Origin of the sequence: Nostoc sp. CENA543, assembly GCF_002896875.1 — a bacterium.
GTDB lineage: Bacteria > Cyanobacteriota > Cyanobacteriia > Cyanobacteriales > Nostocaceae > Trichormus.
This window is the reverse complement of record NZ_CP023278.1, coordinates 4,583,998-4,602,833: the sequence shown is the minus strand read 5'-3', so window position 1 is coordinate 4,602,833 and position 18,836 is coordinate 4,583,998. Positions and strand designations below refer to the sequence as shown.

General features: G+C 42.7%; 17 protein-coding genes. 10 read left to right on the top strand and 7 right to left on the bottom strand.

The window, feature by feature from the left end:
* The first annotated feature begins 44 nt into the window (after positions 1 to 44).
* From zwf to CLI64_RS19085, 3 genes are all read left to right on the top strand, one after another.
* Positions 45 to 1,574 carry a glucose-6-phosphate dehydrogenase gene (zwf, locus tag CLI64_RS19095; protein WP_103138684.1) on the top strand — a complete coding sequence of 510 codons (1,530 nt, stop codon included), beginning with the start codon at positions 45 to 47 and terminating at the stop codon, positions 1,572 to 1,574.
* A 160-nt stretch (positions 1,575 to 1,734) separates the two neighbouring features.
* On the top strand, positions 1,735 to 3,114 hold the full coding sequence (opcA, locus tag CLI64_RS19090) for a glucose-6-phosphate dehydrogenase assembly protein OpcA (protein ID WP_103138683.1): 1,380 nt from the start codon (positions 1,735 to 1,737) through the stop codon (positions 3,112 to 3,114).
* A 360-nt stretch (positions 3,115 to 3,474) separates the two neighbouring features.
* Positions 3,475 to 4,320 (top strand): Rpn family recombination-promoting nuclease/putative transposase, encoded by an 846-nt coding sequence (locus tag CLI64_RS19085; protein ID WP_103138682.1) that lies wholly within the window; start codon positions 3,475 to 3,477, stop codon positions 4,318 to 4,320.
* A gap of 61 nt (positions 4,321 to 4,381) precedes the next feature.
* Here the strand turns inward: CLI64_RS19085 and CLI64_RS19080 are convergent, their stop codons facing one another.
* Positions 4,382 to 6,583 (bottom strand): glycoside hydrolase family 10 protein, encoded by a 2,202-nt coding sequence (locus CLI64_RS19080; protein ID WP_103138681.1) that lies wholly within the window; start codon positions 6,581 to 6,583, stop codon positions 4,382 to 4,384.
* A gap of 210 nt (positions 6,584 to 6,793) precedes the next feature.
* On the opposite strand from CLI64_RS19080, the gene CLI64_RS19075 reads away from it, so the two are divergent.
* The gene (locus tag CLI64_RS19075; protein WP_103138680.1) at positions 6,794 to 8,278 is read left to right on the top strand and encodes a cobyrinate a,c-diamide synthase; all 1,485 of its coding nucleotides are present in this window, start codon (positions 6,794 to 6,796) and stop codon (positions 8,276 to 8,278) included.
* On the opposite strand, the gene CLI64_RS19070 is transcribed toward CLI64_RS19075, so the two are convergent.
* Together CLI64_RS19070 and CLI64_RS19065 are read right to left on the bottom strand one after the other, a co-directional pair.
* The gene (locus CLI64_RS19070; RefSeq protein ID WP_103138679.1) at positions 8,267 to 8,773 is read right to left on the bottom strand and encodes a GNAT family N-acetyltransferase; all 507 of its coding nucleotides are present in this window, start codon (positions 8,771 to 8,773) and stop codon (positions 8,267 to 8,269) included. The genes CLI64_RS19075 and CLI64_RS19070 overlap by 12 nt on opposite strands.
* A gap of 18 nt (positions 8,774 to 8,791) precedes the next feature.
* Positions 8,792 to 9,736: a phosphodiester glycosidase family protein gene (locus CLI64_RS19065; RefSeq protein WP_103138678.1), complete on the bottom strand. Its 945-nt coding sequence runs from the start codon at positions 9,734 to 9,736 to the stop codon at positions 8,792 to 8,794.
* Between the two features lie 61 nt (positions 9,737 to 9,797).
* On the opposite strand from CLI64_RS19065, the gene CLI64_RS19060 reads away from it, so the two are divergent.
* Entirely contained in the window at positions 9,798 to 10,643 is an 846-nt protein-coding gene (locus CLI64_RS19060; RefSeq protein ID WP_103138677.1) for a pentapeptide repeat-containing protein, read from the top strand.
* A 43-nt stretch (positions 10,644 to 10,686) separates the two neighbouring features.
* Here the strand turns inward: CLI64_RS19060 and CLI64_RS19055 are convergent, their stop codons facing one another.
* The gene (locus CLI64_RS19055) at positions 10,687 to 11,130 is read right to left on the bottom strand and encodes a cyclic nucleotide-binding domain-containing protein (protein WP_103138676.1); all 444 of its coding nucleotides are present in this window, start codon (positions 11,128 to 11,130) and stop codon (positions 10,687 to 10,689) included.
* Between the two features lie 287 nt (positions 11,131 to 11,417).
* Positions 11,418 to 12,002: a Uma2 family endonuclease gene (locus tag CLI64_RS19050; protein WP_103138675.1), complete on the bottom strand. Its 585-nt coding sequence runs from the start codon at positions 12,000 to 12,002 to the stop codon at positions 11,418 to 11,420.
* 232 nt (positions 12,003 to 12,234) lie between these two features.
* Here CLI64_RS19050 and CLI64_RS19045 point away from each other — a divergent pair, with 232 nt between their 5' ends.
* The 3 genes from CLI64_RS19045 (at position 12,235) to CLI64_RS19035 (ending at position 14,707) form a co-directional block, all read left to right on the top strand.
* The gene (locus CLI64_RS19045; protein WP_103138674.1) at positions 12,235 to 13,203 is read left to right on the top strand and encodes a TIGR04222 domain-containing membrane protein; all 969 of its coding nucleotides are present in this window, start codon (positions 12,235 to 12,237) and stop codon (positions 13,201 to 13,203) included.
* 131 nt (positions 13,204 to 13,334) lie between these two features.
* Entirely contained in the window at positions 13,335 to 14,168 is an 834-nt protein-coding gene (locus tag CLI64_RS19040; RefSeq protein WP_103138673.1) for a DUF692 family multinuclear iron-containing protein, read from the top strand.
* Positions 14,159 to 14,707, top strand: a complete 549-nt coding sequence (locus CLI64_RS19035) for a hypothetical protein (RefSeq protein WP_103138672.1) — start codon at positions 14,159 to 14,161, stop codon at positions 14,705 to 14,707. The genes CLI64_RS19040 and CLI64_RS19035 overlap by 10 nt, the downstream gene beginning before the upstream one ends.
* A gap of 117 nt (positions 14,708 to 14,824) precedes the next feature.
* Here the strand turns inward: CLI64_RS19035 and CLI64_RS19030 are convergent, their stop codons facing one another.
* On the bottom strand, positions 14,825 to 16,300 hold the full coding sequence (locus CLI64_RS19030; RefSeq protein WP_103138671.1) for a PLP-dependent aminotransferase family protein: 1,476 nt from the start codon (positions 16,298 to 16,300) through the stop codon (positions 14,825 to 14,827).
* Between the two features lie 337 nt (positions 16,301 to 16,637).
* On the opposite strand from CLI64_RS19030, the gene CLI64_RS19020 reads away from it, so the two are divergent.
* Complete coding sequence (locus CLI64_RS19020; RefSeq protein ID WP_103138669.1) at positions 16,638 to 17,315, top strand: pyridoxamine 5'-phosphate oxidase family protein; 678 nt, start codon at positions 16,638 to 16,640, stop codon at positions 17,313 to 17,315.
* A gap of 261 nt (positions 17,316 to 17,576) precedes the next feature.
* Here CLI64_RS19020 and CLI64_RS31990 read toward each other — a convergent pair whose 3' ends face one another.
* On the bottom strand, positions 17,577 to 17,702 hold the full coding sequence (locus CLI64_RS31990) for a hypothetical protein (RefSeq protein ID WP_264082457.1): 126 nt from the start codon (positions 17,700 to 17,702) through the stop codon (positions 17,577 to 17,579).
* A gap of 29 nt (positions 17,703 to 17,731) precedes the next feature.
* On the opposite strand from CLI64_RS31990, the gene thrC reads away from it, so the two are divergent.
* Positions 17,732 to 18,823, top strand: a complete 1,092-nt coding sequence (thrC, locus tag CLI64_RS19015) for a threonine synthase (protein ID WP_103138668.1) — start codon at positions 17,732 to 17,734, stop codon at positions 18,821 to 18,823.
* Positions 18,824 to 18,836 lie beyond the last annotated feature (13 nt).

Here is an 18,836-nt window from a genome sequence, read left to right as displayed (position 1 = left end):
TTTTTCCCCAATCCCCACCCTCCCACCTAGAATCGAAAACTCATATGGTTAGTCTCCTAGAAAATCCCTTGCGCGTTGGTTTGCAACAACAAGGGATGCCAGAACCTCAAATCATCGTTATCTTTGGCGCGTCTGGTGATTTAACCTGGCGCAAACTCGTTCCCGCACTGTACAAATTACGCAAAGAACGACGCATTCCCCCAGAAATTACAATTGTCGGTGTGGCGCGTCGTGAATGGAGTCATGAATACTTCCGCGAGCAAATGCGGAAAGGGATGGAAGAGGCTCACGGCGGCGTAGATCCTGAAGAACTCTGGCAAGATTTCTCTCAAGGTCTGTTCTACTGCCCAGGAGACATCGATAATCCTGAGAGTTACCAAAAACTGAAAAATCTCTTAAGCGAATTAGACCAGCAACGGGGTACAAGAGGTAACAGAATGTTTTACCTCTCCGTTGCACCTAACTTCTTCCCCGAAGCCATCAAACAACTAGGCACAGCCGGAATGCTAGACGACCCCTACAAACATCGTCTAGTGATTGAAAAACCCTTTGGTCGCGATTTAGCATCAGCCCAAAGTCTCAATAAAGTAGTCCGTAAATATTGCCAAGAAAACCAAGTCTATCGCATCGACCATTACTTGGGTAAAGAGACAGTTCAAAACCTCCTGGTATTCCGCTTCGCCAATGCCATTTTTGAACCCCTGTGGAATCGTCAATTTGTTGACCACGTTCAAATTACCGTAGCGGAAACCGTAGGTGTAGAAGACCGCGCAGGCTACTACGAACAATCCGGCGCGCTGCGGGATATGCTGCAAAACCACCTGATGCAGCTTTACTGCCTCACCGCAATGGAAGCACCCAACGCAATGGATGCTGATAGTATCCGCACGGAAAAAGTGAAAGTTTTACAAGCTACAAGGTTAGCTGATGTTCATAACCTATCACGTTCAGCCATACGCGGACAATACAGCGCAGGTTGGATGAAAGGGCAGCCAGTACCAGGGTATCGGACAGAACCAGGAGTAAATCCCAACTCCACCACCCCGACCTACGTAGCAATGAAGTTCATGGTAGATAACTGGCGTTGGCAAGGTGTCCCCTTCTATCTGCGGACTGGCAAGCGGATGCCGAAAAAAGTCAGTGAGATTTCTATCCACTTCCGCGATGTGCCTTCACGGATGTTCCAATCTGCTGCCCAGCAAAGAAACGCCAACATTTTAGCGATGCGAATTCAACCCAATGAAGGGATTTCGCTCCGTTTTGATGTCAAAATGCCTGGGGCAGAATTCCGTACCCGTTCCGTAGATATGGATTTTAGCTATGGTTCCTTTGGGATTGCTGCTACTTCCGATGCCTACGATCGCCTATTTTTAGATTGTATGATGGGCGACCAAACACTCTTCACCCGTGCCGACGAAGTAGAAGCAGCTTGGCAAGTCGTCACCCCCGCCCTTTCCGTATGGGACGCACCCGCCGACCCCGCCATTGTTCCCCAATACGAAGCAGGTACATGGGAACCCACAGAAGCAGAACTTTTGATTAATCAAGACGGTCGTCGCTGGCGCAGACTGTAGGAATTAGGGATTGGGGACTGGGGACTGGGGATTGGGGATTGGGCATGGGGCATTGGGAATAGGAAATTGTTGACCTTGTCTCTCTCGCCCCCACACCCCTACACCCCTATACCCTTACACCCTCAATTCCAAACTGATCACTGACAACATCACAACTACTATGACTTCCCAAGCCTCAACCATTTTTTCACTACAAGCCCCCAAGGATATTTCGCTTACCGAAATCGAAGCGGAACTTAATCAAATTTGGCAAAGCTACGGCATCGCCGGCGAAGATGGGGCGTTACCTGCGGCTACTCGTGCTACTACTTTTACTCTGGTAGTTTACGAACCAGAAGAAACTCAATATTTGTTATCGTCTCTGGGATTTTACAATGGCCCCATTGATGGGATTTTAGGCCCCCAAACAGATGCAGCTTTGCGGCGAGTGCAAGTCAAGTATGGACTTCCAGAAACCGGCACAGCTACACCTGAAACCTTGGCTATACTCCGAGAAGAATTTGCCAAACGTCAAGGTAATGGCGTTACAGGGGAAGGCGGTAACGGTTCTACATCCTATAGTCTTGCCGCTAATAGCCCTAGAATTGCCGACGAAATCGCCCTTCGTAACCCTTGCCGCATCATCGCTTTGTGTCCCATTGCTGGGGAAGATGAAGGCGTAAAAGCCCAAGTTTCCGCCTACTGTCCCATTCAGAAGCAATCTTCCAGCACATTGATTTGCTGTGAATACATCACCTTGAGTGGTACTACCGCCGCTTTAGAACGGGTAGGCGGGATGATTCCAGCATTATTGATTGGTGGTTTGCCCAAGTTCCTGTGGTGGAAAGCGACTCCAGACCCCAACAACACCTTATTTAAACGACTGTCGGCAGTTTGTAACAACGTTATCGTTGATTCTTGTAACTTTAACGAGCCAGAAACAGATTTAATCAGCTTACAAGAATTAGTAGAAAATGGTGTACCTCTAGCTGATTTGAACTGGCGCAGACTCTCTGCATGGCAAGAATTGACTGCCGAAGCTTACGATCCTCCCCATCGTCGTGCGGCTTTGGGTGAAATTGATCGGGTGACACTAGATTATGAAAAAGGCAACCCAGCCCAAGCCTTACTATTCTTAGGTTGGTTGGCGAGTCGCTTACAATGGCAACCAGTTTCTTATCAAAAGGAAACCGGCGATTACGATATTACCCGCATTCGCTTTGTTGGCCAAAATCAACGACAAATAGAAGCCGAATTAGCCGGAGTTCCCGTTGCTGATGTAGGCGAAATTGTGGGTGATTTAATTGCTTTACGCCTAAGTTCTACTAATGCTCAAGCAGACTGTGGTACTGTCATTTGTTCTGAGACTGGCGGTTGTATGCGGATGGAAACCCACGGTGGCGCACAATCTGCGGGTTTATTCCAACAAGTGAGTTCTTTATCTGAGCAAAAAGCAGAAGCCTTACTCAGTCAGCAGGTACAACGCTGGGGTCGGGAAGCTTTATTTGAAGAAAGCCTCACTGTCATTGCACAAGTTGTGCAGTTAGGAGTAAAAAGTTAATTCAATTCACAATTAGAGATAGTCAGATGCCATTTGGCTTTTCACTTTTGCATCTGCTGCTAGATTTTGGAGAATTGTTATTAGCTCAGAAACAAAGATATCATTAACATCAACGTAGTAAGTTCGATAAGTCTTTTTTGACCTCTCCCCCAGCCCCTCTCCGATACGGAGAGGGGAGTCAAGAACTAAAATATCAACGAAAAATGTCGGTTTTAAAGCCTCTCTCCTTGCAGGGGAGAGGTTTGGAGAGGGGTTTTATTGTTCGTCGAACTCACGTTAACATCAGAACCCTAGTTTCTTGAAAAAACTGGGGTTCTTATGCTTGAGAAAAAAGTTTTGATAGATTGACGAAATTCTTCCATGCGGCGAGATTCGATATTTTATAAACTGTTTCAACAATCCCCCAATTTATTATTTGAACTATTGACAAATCCCCCTATCAATGCAGGCGAATACAAATTTGACTCCGTAGCCGTCAAAGAACCAAAATTTGAAATTGATGGGGTATTTTTACCACCAGAAAATCAAATTCCTGGGGTTGTATATTTCTGTGAAGTACAATTCCAGAAAGATGAACAACTTTATGAGAGAGTATTTGCTGAATCTTTTTTATATTTCTACCGTAATCGGCAAAGATTTGCTGATTGGCAAGCGGTAATGATTTATCCTACGCGTAGCATTGAACAAAATGAGATTTATCCCTATCGCGTTTTACTGAATAGTAACCAAGTACATCGGGTGTATTTAGATGAACTAGGGGATATTCGCCAATTGCCAATGTGGGTGGCATTGATGGTATTAACTACGGTAGAAGAAGAACAAGCACCACAGGAAGCGAGATATTTAATTGAACGTGCTTCTGTTGAAGAACCTGAAAACGTAAATTGCACCATAATAGAACTAGTGATGACGATTATGGTGTACAAGTTTGAAAACTTAAGTCGTAAGGAAGTCGAATCAATGTTAGGGATTACACTCAAGGAAACAAGAGTTTACCGAGAAATTAAGGAAGAGGGAGAAAGGTCGCTAATTTTACGTCAACTCTCCCGTCGCTTGGGAGAAATACCCCAACCAATGCTAGAACGCATTGAAACATTATCGCTAGAACAATTAGAAAATCTAGGCGAGGCACTGTTAGATTTTACTAGTCTGGCTGACTTGCAAAGTTGGCTAGAAACTATAGTAGAAATTACACCTGAGTCGTGAGTAATTATAGGGTATGGGTTGTGTGTCGCAAACCCGTACACCCTTACACTCTTATTCGTTTTTAATTGCGATCGCGAAAACCTACCCTACCATTAACACCATCAAACAGCACATTGTATCTATCAAATAATGCTATCCCACTATTGACTACCATTGGTTGGTCTAGCTGTTGAGCAAGATTCACACTCCAGACATTAAAGCCGTTGCGGCTACCTGGAGCAATGCTATAGTCAAACACACGGGGAATTGATAATTTCACTGTATTTTGTGCAGTTAATCTTCCCTGTTTGAGTTTACCCATCAAAGCGGCAGATTTAAAATCAACATAACTGCTATTCATTCCCGAATCAACTACCATTCTGGCATTGCAAGTATTTTTAATAGCACTATTAGCGATCGCTAAACAAACTCCACTTAGTCTAGAATCCCATCTATTACCAGGAATCCCACCCATCGCAGGTTGTGGACTTAAAGCTGCTATCCTAAATCCGGCGCGATTTTTATCTGTCAACCCAATAACTAAATTACTGTTATTACCCCCACGATTTCCCACCACAATAAATCCATTACTCAAATTTCCCGGCAGTTTTCTCAAGGGATTATAGGGAAGGGCGCGTTCTGCATAATTGACACCGATGATACCAGAAAATGATGTGCTACTTTTGGCAGAGCAATTGGGCTTTTGGGGAATACATTGGCGACTGGTGACTATTTGCACTGGAACAGGTTCTTCAGTGGAAATCAGGCCAAATTGAACATTAGCATAAACTAAATCACCTTCTAATACCGTGCCATCACTTAATACTTCCCTCACCTTTTGACCTGTTTGTTGAATAGGCGCGTTACCTAAAAACTCCCTGGGAACTCTTAAACCAGCCGAGCCTGTATCTAAAAGCACCCTTCTAGGGCGACCATTCGCCACTGCTACCTCTAAAAAATAACCGTCCGCGCCTCTGGGATACAAAGGTAGTGATATGGTGTCAAAACTAGGTTTACGGGGTCTAAATTGAGCAGGATCACGGACAACGGGACTGGGGAACATTTGCTCAAACGCTGCTTGGCGTTGCTCTACGGATTCTGAGCCGAATTCCCAGAGACTTTCATAATAAAAAAATACTGCTCCTAAACCGCGTTCTCGTGCGGCTCTCACTTGCGACTGAATTTGTGCAATGGAAACGGGACGATTTCTCAACCCAGTCATGATTCCTATGCCAGTAGGTATCAATTGTTGTGTTTCTACAATTTCTGGAGTGATAATTGTACTGACAAAACTTTGTAAATCGTTACGGTAAACCTGAACTACCAACTCATCCACCACACCCAAGCGCACCCAACTGAGCCAGTCTTGCAGTTGAAATTTGTAAGCAAAGTCATAATAATTGGGAGAAACCGCAAAAATGGCATTGGGTTTTATGGCTTTCACAGCTTGATTTAGCCGCACCATAAAAGCTGTGATTTTATCAGCACGCCATCGCATCCATGCTTGCGCTTGGGGATTAGGTGGCGGAGGATTTCCCGTTTCTTGGGTGTAGAGGTTAATTGTGTATTGGTCGTAGCCAAAATCCACAGGTAAACTCATGTGGTCATCAAATTGAATCCCATCGGCGTTATATTTGGTGATAATTTCTACCACAAGGTCAGTAATAAACTTTTGTACTTCTGGGTGGAAGGGGTTCAGCCATGCGACTTCACCCGCAGCCGAAATCGAAGTTTGAGTTCCATCTCGCTTTTGTGTCAACCAGTTTGGATGCTGTGAAGCTAATTCCGATGTTAAGGGAGCCATGAAACCGAACTCAAACCAAGGTATTGCTAATAATCCTTGACTGCGCGCTTGATTCAGCACATCTGCAATCACATCTTGACCTTGTGTCCCTCTAAAGAAAAAAGGGATATTCATCCGCTCCATGACTGCACTAGGATACTTTGTGTAACCGTCATTCCAAACCACTGGATAGACTGTGTTAAAGTTCAATCGCCGCAATTGTGACAATGTCTCCTGCACTTTGGCACGATTCTTAAGGATGTCAAAGTCATTATTTGTCAGCCACACGCCACGGATTTCTTGACTAGGATACTGGGGTAGTTGAGCATTGATTGGCTGGAAATTGCCCAGTAGTAAAGTTGTAGTGAATGATAGAGCAAATAGTATGGGAAGTAAACGCCGGAAATTAAAGAAGTTTTTGGTCTGAAATCGGAAAATAAAGGGTAATTTGGTTAACCAAACGTTAATGTTGATGCTTTTGGGTTGGAATGAAATTGGCATTATTCTCTAAATATTTACACTGAGATTAATGAGCTTAATTTACTCTATTCAAGTTGGTAGTGAGGACTTTAGTCCTTCACAGAATCAGAACTAAAGTCCTCACTACGAACGTGACGCAACTAATGGGTAAGTAGTGCCAACTCAAAATCATGTATGCTTTAAAATTCAATGGTGAGATAGTGGAATGAATCAAGACATCACCTGATTTTTATGGCTGTAGTTATTGCTGGGGAACGTAGTGGAGTGGGTAAGACAACAATCACACTCACTCTTTTAGCATCTTTATGTCGGCGTGGTGCGACGGTGCAATCTTTCAAAGTCGGCCCGGATTATATTGACCCGATGTTTCATACTTATGTTACAGGGCGCGCTTGTCGGAATTTAGACCCAGTGCTGACTTCGGAAACCTATGTTCGTCAGTGTTTTGCTCGTCATCATCAAGAAAGCGAATATGCTTTAGTCGAAGGGGTGATGGGGTTATTTGATGGCATTGGGCATCGAGCATCGGGCATTGAGTATGGAAAGGAAGATGTACTCAGCACTCAGCACTTTGCACTCAGCACTGACTTTGCTAGTACGGCGCATATTGCACGATTATTAGATTTACCTGTAGTGTTGGTAATTGATTGTAGCCGTTTGTCTGGTTCGGTAGCAGCGATCGCTCACGGTTATTGCTCATTTGACCCCAGAATTAAAATAGCCGGTTTAGTGTTGAATCGGGTAGGGAGCGATCGCCATCTCTCTCTCCTCAAAAATGCCCTCCAACCCTTACAATTACCTATTTTGGGCGTTTTGCGTCGTCAAGATAACATTACCATTCCTGACCGCCATTTAGGTCTAATTCCCACCGCCGAACTCCCCGAACTAGACACAGTCATTCATCGCCTCGCTGATTTAGGTGATACTTGCTTTGACTGGCAAACTTTATTACCTTTGTTGGGGACTGGGGACTGGGATATAGGAGGTAGAGGGCAGGGTGCAGGGAGAAGTGGGGAAATTTTTCTCCCCTTGCTCCCTGCTCCCTGCTCCAATTCCTCTTGTATGCCCGTTAAAATTGCTGTAGCACGCGATCGCGCTTTTAATTTTTACTATCAAGATAATTTAGATATTCTAGAAAATTTAGGTGCGGAATTAGTTTTTTGGAGTCCTTTAACGGATAAAGAATTACCCCCAGGTGTGCAGGGAATGTATTTTGGCGGTGGTTTTCCAGAGGTATTTGCTCAACAATTAGCGGCTAATAATAACGCCCGTGAAAGTGTTAAACAAGCTATTTTAGACGGAATGCCTACAATAGCAGAGTGTGGGGGTTTAATGTATTTATGCGAACAAATCATTGATTTTGAAGGTCAATCTTGGTCGATGGTGGGAATATTACCCACATCAGCAGTAATGGATAAAAAGCTGACTTTGGGTTATCGTCGTGCTGTAGCTTTGCAAGATAATTTATTAGTCAAAGCAGGCTCAAATCTATATGGACATGAGTTTCATCGTTCTCATGTTATCTCAAATTGTGAACAGCCTTTATTTACAACTTATCGCTTCGATGTAGAAGAAAATTTAGGCTTTGAGGGATGGTGTTCACCAAAAAATATTCATGCTTCCTACATTCATCTGCACTGGGGAAACAGTTTAGAAATTCCTCACAATTTTCTCCAACAATGTCTGAACTTTAAATATCTCAACTCAAAATGTTAAGCGATAAATTAATTCATCAGTAAGCTTACCTTTAATCAACTCGGCTTTCTGGTTAACTTTAATTAAATTAAATCCCAGTTTTTCTACTACCTTACGGGAAGCTAGATTATGTTCGTTCACTGATGCGTGTAAATCTGAAAGCTGAAAGCGGTGTTTGGCTTCATTTATAGCCAGGGAACAGTAAATAGGTGCATATCCTCGCTTTTGAAAATCCACAAAGGTCATACAGCCCATTTCTGCATATTGGTCATCAAAAATACCTATCTCCACTAGACCAACATATTGATTTTGAGGAGTGACAGCAACCCATTTCAGCCAAACCATAGTTTCATTATCTGGCGATTGTTCTAAGGCTGCAAACTGGAATTGTTGCTGAACTTCTAAAATAGTGGGGATTGGTTCTTCTAAATACTCATACATTTTTGGGTTACTAATGTATGGATAGAGAATTTGTGCGTGCTGTTCTGTTACTTTTTCTAAACGCAAAGCTACCATATCTGCGGCTGTGAAATATTAATCTATATAGAATCCCAGATGATTAGCAACTGGGCGATCGCGCATTAGTATTTTAGTATGGGTGGGAGCATTTAAAATTTTTGGCTTCCCCTCTTTATCTGGGTTTGCTACTACCAATGTAGTAGAACCTCCTCCATCGAGATTTATGGCATTATAAACACCCAATTTATGACAAAATTGGGTTAATTCTCTTTTAGTAAATCCTTCGCTATATAGTGGTTGTTTCCCATCTACCAAAATTAACCACAATTGCTTACCTGCTTTGTCGGTAGCTGCAACTACTCTCGAATATGGTTTGTCGGTTGAGGAATTTGCATAAATATTTATTTTGGGTTTTCCTTGAAAAACTAATACGTCATCTCCTGCTAGTCCTTGAATAGTATTTTTTGGACATTCTTCACCGCCTGGAATTTGGGCTTGATTGTTGTTAGTAAAACATAAAACATACCAGCTTGATTTTTTACTAGCGTATGTTTTACCATTAGAAATTGTTTGTCCTAATACCTTTGTCTTATCTCCACTGTAAGGATAATAATCCCACGGTGTTACCTCCCTAAAAGGACGAAAATAGCTTCCGTTGATGGCGAGTTTAACTTGAAATTCTTCGACAAATTCAGATGTTGTTCTCGCTTTGGTTTCATTGTCGATAATTTCTTGTTTCCCGACTCTGATATTTTTTGATAAATTCTCAATATCTGGAGTTACAAATGGTTTAATTCCAGGTGTATTTAAATCAATTTTTACGATATGAATTATTACAGGACGTGGATTCGACTCAATCAAACGCTGATAAACAATCCCCCGAAATAATTCTTGTTGTGTTTCGCTGCGGGGTGGACGACGAAAATGACCCCAACCATACATTAATATTGGTAAAGATAAGAAAATAGTACCGACAATACAGTAATAGTTAGATGTCTTGGTAATATATCGCCATTGCATTGTCAAATTTGCTAATTTATTGGTAATGGGAAATTAATTTAATTTTACTTTAAGCTGAAAGATGAATAGTGATAATTTCAATTTTTGTCACCAAAATTTGCAAAATCGCTCATTTAAAGCACTACAACTTCATGACGCAAATTTTAGCGGTGCTGATGTGCGTGGATGTGATTTTTCCCATGCACAATTACAAAGAGCTAATTTTGTGAAAGCGAAATTTGGTCAGTCAACTAAAATATTTATGAGTTTGCGAATCACTGCATTCATGGTTTTATGCTTAACTTTTATAGCAGTTAGTGAGATGGCATTCGGGGTACTAGGAAACACTCCAGAAATACCCGCATGGTCATATACTAAAGCTTTAGTTATCAGCTTGGCAATTTCTGGGATAGGTGCAAGTTTGAGGAGAGTTTTTACTCAAAAATTAAGCTTAGAAAATTTAATTACAACTATATCAGGTGTGGCTTCAGCAGCATTAATTGGTTTCTATTATGGCGGTATTCTGCAAAATAAAAACCCCCAAGCTGCTGTAATATCTGCACTAGTATCATCCATAATAGTGGCAATTTTGTGTTTTGTATTTAAGAATGGTTTGATGCGCGTAATTGTTGCAGTTGCGGGGTTTGTTTGTAATTATGGTTTAGCTTTTTTAATTAGTAGTGTCGCCTTTGCTTATTTGAGTACCCACAATTATCTAATGGGCAGTATTTTGGGAATTTTAACTGTGATTTTACTGGCTATGACAATGCGATCGCTAAATTTAGCTATCCAAGAAATCACCACTAATGGTATTACTAATTTCAGAGGGGCAAATTTAGAGAATGCTAGATTTGACTCAAATATGAATTACAAGCAAGTTGATTTTACTGCGGCGAACACACACAACATCAACTCTCAAGAGATATAAATTTTCATCATCAACCCTATCTCGTCGCCTATTTTATGCTGGATTAATGCCTACCTGAAGCTGTAAATTGGATATTATCATTCAGTCGGCGAACTAGACGGGATAACTCACGGATAATATTCACAGCAATTTCGGGAGTTTCTTCAATTGCATCATAAAGTTGCTCTTGGGTGAGTTCCAAAAATTCGCATGGTTCTAAGGTGGTGACGGTAGCGGAACGGGGTTGAGTATCAAATACAGCCATTTCACCAAAGTATTTTCCCTGATCTACAACAGCAAGTTGTTTCTCTCCAATATGGACTTTGACTCTACCGGAGACGACTATATACAGCGATCGCCCTTCTTCTCCCTGTCGAAAAATGGTATGATGCGCTGGAAAATGCAACTCGTGCATCACTGAAGTCAGGCGGACAATGAAATCATCCCGCAATTCTTTAAAAATCGGGACTCGCCGGACAAACAATAAACGGTCAACGCTACTGAGCATAATTTATCTTTAAATTTGACACAGTGGGCAATACGCAAAGTAAATACATTCTCCTGATATAGATGCTATGCTGTGCGTTGCCTTGAGTGTACTGTGGCGATCGCTTATTTTCAATAGTAAGTATAAAATTTTAGACAGACACCGAATAAGTGGAGTGTTTTCCATTGTCGAGCGATAGAGAGAAAAAATCATGCTGTGGTAAATACTCCCCATTGTATAAATGCACAAATTACACTGTGAGCAAGTATACGCTAGTTTACAAAAATACCAATCGGTAAGAATATCACCTATTGATTTTCGACGGTTTCCGATTCAAACTCGACTTGTCGGTATAAAGAGGCGATCGCAATTTCTACATTTACTGATTCTAGTAGCAATTTATCACTCAAACTATACTCCGACAGTACCCATTTACCCTGTTCATTGCGTCGAAATACTTCTACTCCTGGTTGTGCTACTTGTACTAAGACGTATTCTTGTAAAGTGGCAGATTGACGATATGCAGCAAACTTTTTACCCCGATCAGCTGCTTCCGTCGAAGGTGATAGAACTTCGATAATTAAACAGGGAAATTGTATCCATTGTGGATCGCGATCGCGCTCATCACAAGTCACCACTACATCAGGATAAAAATACTTATGCCCTGGTTCTACCTGCACCTTTACATCTACAATGTAGACTTCACAGGAGCGATTGACTAAAGCATCATCTAAAACTTTAAAGAAATTTCCAGAAACGCGATTATGGTTGCGTGTCCCGCCAGTCATCGCTACGACTTCACCATCCCAGTATTCATAGCGTAGTTCCTGGGTGGATTCCCAAACCAGATATTCTGCTGCACTCATGTAAATGCTATCAGGTAAAGCAACCATTGTTAAATTAGGAGAATCATTTACTTTTCCAGGATAGCCAAAAAATAAACTTTGCTTTTGAATACTTAACCTTTGAAACTCACCGTAACTCTATGTAAAAACAGGTGCGATCAGATACTGTGCTATAATGGCGTACAGAGTTGAGAAAACGAGATGTTGTAAAAACGCTGCAAATATTTTGACGTTCATTTTCTCTCATTGACAGTAATTTCCTCACAAGGAGTATTAAGCAATGGATTCATTGCTGCATAACCCGATTGCAGATATGTATGGGCCTGATTTTTTAGTGCTTTACGGTTCTGTAATTGCCATAACGTTGGTAGTTTGTTGGCGTTTAGTGCAAGATCCCAACAAAAATCAGCCTTTACCGTTAATTCCTGCCAATCCAGATCCTTACAAAATTGCTTATCTGCGTTCTCAAAATGCCGGAATCGCTCACACAGCATTATTTAATCTGATTTTGCAAGGTTATTTGCAAGTTAGTGAACAGTCCATCAGCCAAACACCAGATCATCCTGATGTGGCTAAATTGCAGCCGATAGAAAATGCAGTTTTTCAGAAAATTTCTATCCCCTCCACAGCAACAGCATCTCTGTGGTTAGCAAGTCAAGTTGTGCAACCATACAGCCACAATTATGAAGAACAACTGCACAGTGAACAATTACTGACTACTACCAACCATCACCAATGGCGGATTCAAGTCGGCTTAATAGGGGCAATGATTATTTTTAGCCTTGGAGGTTATAAACTCCTGATTGCCTTAGCTAAAGGACGCTATAACGTTGGCTTTCTGATAATCATGGGTGTAGCTTCTATTATCTGGTTAATGTGGCTAGTTAGTAAGCGATCGCTACTCAATGATCGAGGCAAAAAATATCTGCAACAACTACAGGAAACATTCTCACAATTAAAATCCAAAGCCAAATCTCAAACCGCTTCTTTGTCAGAATACAACTTACTCGTCGCACTGTTTGGCGTGGAAGCCCTAGCAGGAACAGTTTACAACCCCTATCACGAAATCTTCTTCCCCCCACAATTCCCCAAAACAACTAGCAGATACAGTAGTTCTAGTTCATCTAGTAGTTCATGCAGTGGTGCTTCTGGCTGCGGTGGCGGTAGTTCCTGTAGTAGTAGTTCCTGTAGCAGTAGTTCCTGCGGTAGTTCCTGCGGTGGTGGTTGTGGTGGTTGTGGCGGTAGCTAAATTTTACCTTTTACCTTTAACAAAATTTAGGGGTTTAAATCCCCCTTACAACAAGTAATTGCGTTAGCGTAGCAGGACGTTAGTCCATTGCGAATTGCGAATTGCGAATTGCGAATTGGTTTAATTCTTCCATGTTCACTCACCTACCATCTTTAGGCGTTGGGTTGGGATTTCGCCAACCGTTCAAAAGTGATTTATTTCTCAACCGTCAGCAGGTGGACTTTCTAGAAGTCGTGGCGGAACATTACTTACAACCATCTTGGCAACAACAGCAAGAGTTAGAATTACTAGCCAGCCATTTCCCCATTATTCCCCACGCGATTAATTTATCTTTAGGGAGTGCGGAAGGTGTAGACACAGATTATCTTCGTCAACTAGCAGCCTTAATTAAACAACTTAACCCGCCTTGGTGGAGTGAGCATATCTGCTTTACGAAAGCAGGTGGGGTTGATATTGGACATTTATCACCCCTACCTTACACCAAAGAAGCTGTAAAAGTTCTGTGTCGCAATATTGCAGAGGTGCGACGCTGGGTTGATGTGCCGTTAATTTTGGAAAATATTACTTACATGGTGACTCTTCCTGGTGCAGAAATGACCGAAGCGCAATTTCTGGCGGAAGTTGTCGAAAAAGCTGATTGTGGGTTGTTATTGGATGTGACTAACCTGTACATTAATGCGGTGAATCATAGCTATGATGTGCAGCAATTTATGCAAGATTTGCCTTGGGAACGTGTCGTACAGTTGCATTTTGTCGGTGGACATTGGCATGATGGCATACTAATTGATAGTCATTCCCAAGCTACACCCCCTCAAATCTGGGAACTTATTGATGAAGTGGTGGCGCGTGTGGGGATAAAAGGAATCGTTTTAGAAAGGGATGAAAATATACCAGAATTTGCACAGTTGACAGCAGAACTGCAACAAGCACGAGAAATTGGGAGGAGACACGGGAGATGGGGTTAAAACAAACCCAGCAACTTTTAGCCCAACTTTACACTAATACAGAATTGCGATCGCGTTTCTTTGCCAATCCTCAAGTCGTTGGTTTAGAAATGGGACTCAGTGACGATGAGGCGCAACAATTCGCGGAACTTTCAGCCGCACAGGTGAATGTGTTTGCTAACTCCTTGAAGTGGAAGCGGTTAGGAGAAGTGCGGGAAATGCTACCACGCACAGCCAAAGCGTTGGGGAAAAATTTCCCGACACTGTTTTGGCGATATGCAGAAACTACTATTCCCCAGGGTGTGAAAAAACATCGCGAAGATGCGATCGCTTTTGCTGACTTTATCATCAATGTCGCCCAAACCGAAGGCATTGACCCAGTGTGGATAGAAGATTTAGTGCGCTATGAACAAACTTGGCTGTTGACTTACGCACAAGATAGATGTTACAAAATGCTGCGCTTGCGTTACGCTGTACATCAAGACTTAAGTCAGAAAAATGTGCTGGCTATTTGGTGGCGTTTCGGGAGACGTTCACCACTGCGTCATTTTGTCCTCTAGTCAGAAATTATACCAATTTGAAAAAAGAATGCGACAGATATACAGCCCCAAATGCTTGCTCTGTCTTGATTCTTAATTTTGAATTTTGTTAGCGCAGCGTTAGCGAGTCCGCGAGCGTCATTTTGAATTTTGAATTGGTATTACCTTAGCTAGTCGTCTAACGCCCTCTTGAATTTGCTGTTCACTTAATTCCGCATATCCAAAGATAAATTCACTACCAGGACTAGCCTTTAAATATTGTGGATAGGCTGCGCCGATACCGACGTTAGCTAATGCAGCCCGTTTGACAATTTCATCATCAGGAATTCTCGTATTGATTTTTACCATCAGGTGCATCCCCGCATTTTCTCCCATAATTTCCACACTGTCGCCAAAATGCTCAAACAAAGACTTTACTAAAATTTGTCGGCGTTGGTTGTAGAGCGATCGCATCCGTCTAATGTGCCGTTCTAAATGTCCTTCTGTAATAAAATCAGTCAGGGCGTATTGTTCCAATAGACTACATTGTCTGTCTGCTAGCCATTTCGCCCGCGCAAACACATGAACTAAATTTTCTGGTAAAACTAAATAACCCAAGCGCAAAGCCGGAAATAGAACTTTAGAAAACGTCCCGACGTAAATAATCGAGTTACCTTGATCTAATCCTTGCAAAGCTGGAATAGGACGTTCACCATAGCGAAATTCGCTATCATAGTCATCCTCAATCATCATCACCCCAGATTTTTGCGCCCAAGCTAATAACTCTAGCCTGCGGGGGAGTGATAAAACCGCCCCTGTAGGAAATTGATGTGACGGCGTGATATACAGAAGTTTAATGTTAGGAATTTCACTTGATTTTAGTTCATCAACTATTAATCCTGATTGATCGACAGCTACGGGAAATAACTTAGCTCCTTGTGCTAAAAAAGCCCGCCTCGCACCCAGATAGCCTGGCTCTTCCACAGCAACCCAATCACCCCGATCAATGAGCAAACGTGTAATTAGGTCAATTCCTTGCTGTGAACCACCGACAATCACAATTTGTTCAGCACTACAATTTACCGCCCTAGAACGCGAAATATAGGAAGCGATCGCCTCCCGTAATGCTTTATATCCTGTAGAATATGCAGTATAATCTAGCACCTCTGGATGAGAGCGACAATAGCGAGAAATTAACTTGCGCCATAAATCTATCGGGAAGTGATCAAAAGCAGGCCTACCGTAGCTAAAACTGATTTCTAGTTTTGTTTCTGGGAGGCGCAAAAATGCGTTGTCATTTAGACTTTCACCATAAGCTGATAACGGTATTGGAGAATTTGCTGGTGATGATTTTGACGGTGTTGGTGTAGCGTTGAGTAAATCGTCAGGAAGTTGACGACAAACAAAAGTTCCCGAACCCACAATGGTTTCTAGATAACCTTCGCTCAGAAGTAGTTCATAACCTTGAGTGATGGTAGCACGGGAAACACCAAGTAATTGAGCAAGCGATCGCCCTGAAGGCAGCTTTTGTCCAGATGTTAATCTCCCCGTAAGGATAGCTTGGCGTAGTTCCTCGTAAACTTGGCGATGCAGAGGTAAAGGCGCGTGTGGGTCGATATTAATTGCAAAGTCCATGATGGGGGAGGAGGTGGAGGGCAGGGGGCAGAGGGCAGGGGGAGAAAAACTAATGACTAATGACTACGTGAGTTTGATGACCTCTCCCCAACCCCTCTCCGACGCGGAGAGGGGCTTAAATATATTTAAAGGGCAACGAAAAATTAAGGTTTTTAAGCCTCTCTCCTTGCAGGGGAGAGGTTTGGAGAGGGGTTTTTAAACTTCGTCGAACTCACGTTAATGACTAATGACTAACTTTGAATTTTCACAAGTGGACTGGTTATTTAATGAGAAATTGGCTATTGTGCCATTCCATTTTCCTCAATACTCTAACGATATAGAGTAGAAATTGACAGTTATGTCTCAAAAACAAGCACCTAGCCCCAGAACAACCGTTAAACGCGTACCTCAAAGAGCTAAATATGAATCTGACGTGATTTATCAAATTCTGGATGAAGGATTAGTCTGTCATGTCGGTTTTGTCGCCCAAGGACAACCTGTGGTAATTCCGACAGCCTACGGAAGAGTAGAAGACACACTATATATTCACGGCTCACCTGCTAGCCGGATGTTAAAAACACTCCAACAAGGCCTTGATGTTTGCGTCACAGTGACGTTAATTGATGGACTAATTTTGGCAAGGTCGGCGTTTCACCATTCGATGAATTATCGCTCAGTCGTCGTCTTTGGTAAAGCCACATTAGTAGAAGACGCAGAGCAAAAACTTGCCGCCCTCAAAGCATTCACAGAACACGTTATTTTGGGAAGATGGGAAGAAGTGCGATCGCCCAATCGTCAAGAATTAGCGGGAACTGTAGTTTTGTCTTTACCTTTAGCCGAAGCCTCAGCCAAGGTTCGCACTGGTGGGCCTCTAGATGACGAAGCTGATTATCAAATCCCCGTATGGGCTGGGGAAATTCCTTTAAAACTGACTGCGGCTACACCCATCAGTGATTCTAGATTGGACTCAAGTATTGAAATACCCGCCTATGTTAGCCAATACACTAGACCACAAATAGAGGGTGTAGGGGTATAGGGGTATGAGGGTGTAGGGGAAATACATGACTTAATTTTTGGTAAAACTAGTGGTCTGTTCCATAAGTTTTATTTGGGCTAACATTAATTGCTGATCGGTATAGGTTTTTAGACCCCCACACCCTTACACCCCTAGTTAAATAAAATCAAAATTATCTGTAAAATATTCATACAAACAGAGATAATATCTGGAGTAAAAAACCTCAGACATCAAAAAAGCACACTACAGACAAACCCTGTTTGACTGTGCGAATTCTTGGTTTTAGGTTGCATCCCAATCCAAAATCCGTCTTGAAAAGTTTCCTACGGCGGGAAACCCGCCTACAGAACTTTCCGCAAAATCTAAAATCCAAAATTGATTGGCTGAGTAATTGCCACGATCATCCATAATATAATTTTGAATTAATTTTTAAGCCCGTGACTGTAAGCTTGTCTATTGCTCAAACTCATCGCCAACCCTGGCCCGGACTCATAGAAGCCTATCGTGAGTATCTACCCGTCAGCGACACTACGCCGATTGTCACCTTATTAGAAGGTAATACTCCCTTGATTCCTGTGCCAGCGATCGCAGAACGTATCGGTAGACAAGTGCGGGTATTTGTGAAATATGACGGTCTTAACCCCACTGGTAGTTTTAAAGACCGAGGGATGACAATGGCGATTACTAAAGCCAAGGAAGCAGGCGCGAAAGCTGTAATTTGCGCCAGCACCGGTAACACTTCCGCCGCCGCCGCCGCCTATGCGCGCCGTGGGGGAATGAAGGCTTTTGTGTTAATTCCTGACGGTTATGTCGCTTTGGGTAAGTTGGCGCAAGCTTTACTCTACGGTGCTGAAGTTTTAGCCATCAAGGGTAACTTTGACCGCGCTTTAGAAATTGTCCGTGATATGGCGGAAAATTATCCTATTACCTTGGTGAATTCCGTCAACCCCTACCGTCTCGAAGGTCAAAAAACCGGAGCATTTGAAATTGTCGATGCTTTGGGTGATGCGCCAGACTGGTTATGTATCCCCGTAGGTAATGCCGGGAATATCACAGCATACTGGATGGGTTTTTGTCAATATCATCAAGCCGGAAAATGCGATCGCCTACCCCGGATGATGGGATTTCAAGCCGCAGGTGCAGCACCGTTAGTAAATGGTCAGCCTGTCACCCATCCCGAAACCATCGCCACAGCTATACGTATCGGTAATCCTGCTAGTTGGGATAAAGCGATCGCGGCTCAATCAGCCAGCCAGGGTCAATTTAAGGCCGTTACCGACGAAGAAATTCTCGACGCATACAGACTTTTAGCCTCATCCGAAGGGATTTTCTGTGAACCTGCTAGTGCGGCTTCCGTCGCTGGGTTGTTACAGGTGAAAGACCAAGTACCCACAGGTGCAACCGTGGTGTGTGTCTTGACTGGTAACGGTTTGAAAGACCCTGATACAGCGATTAAACACAGCCACGCCCAATTTAAACAGGGAATTGAGGCAGAATTAGGTGATGTCGCTAAAGCGATGGGATTTTAGATTAGGGACTGAG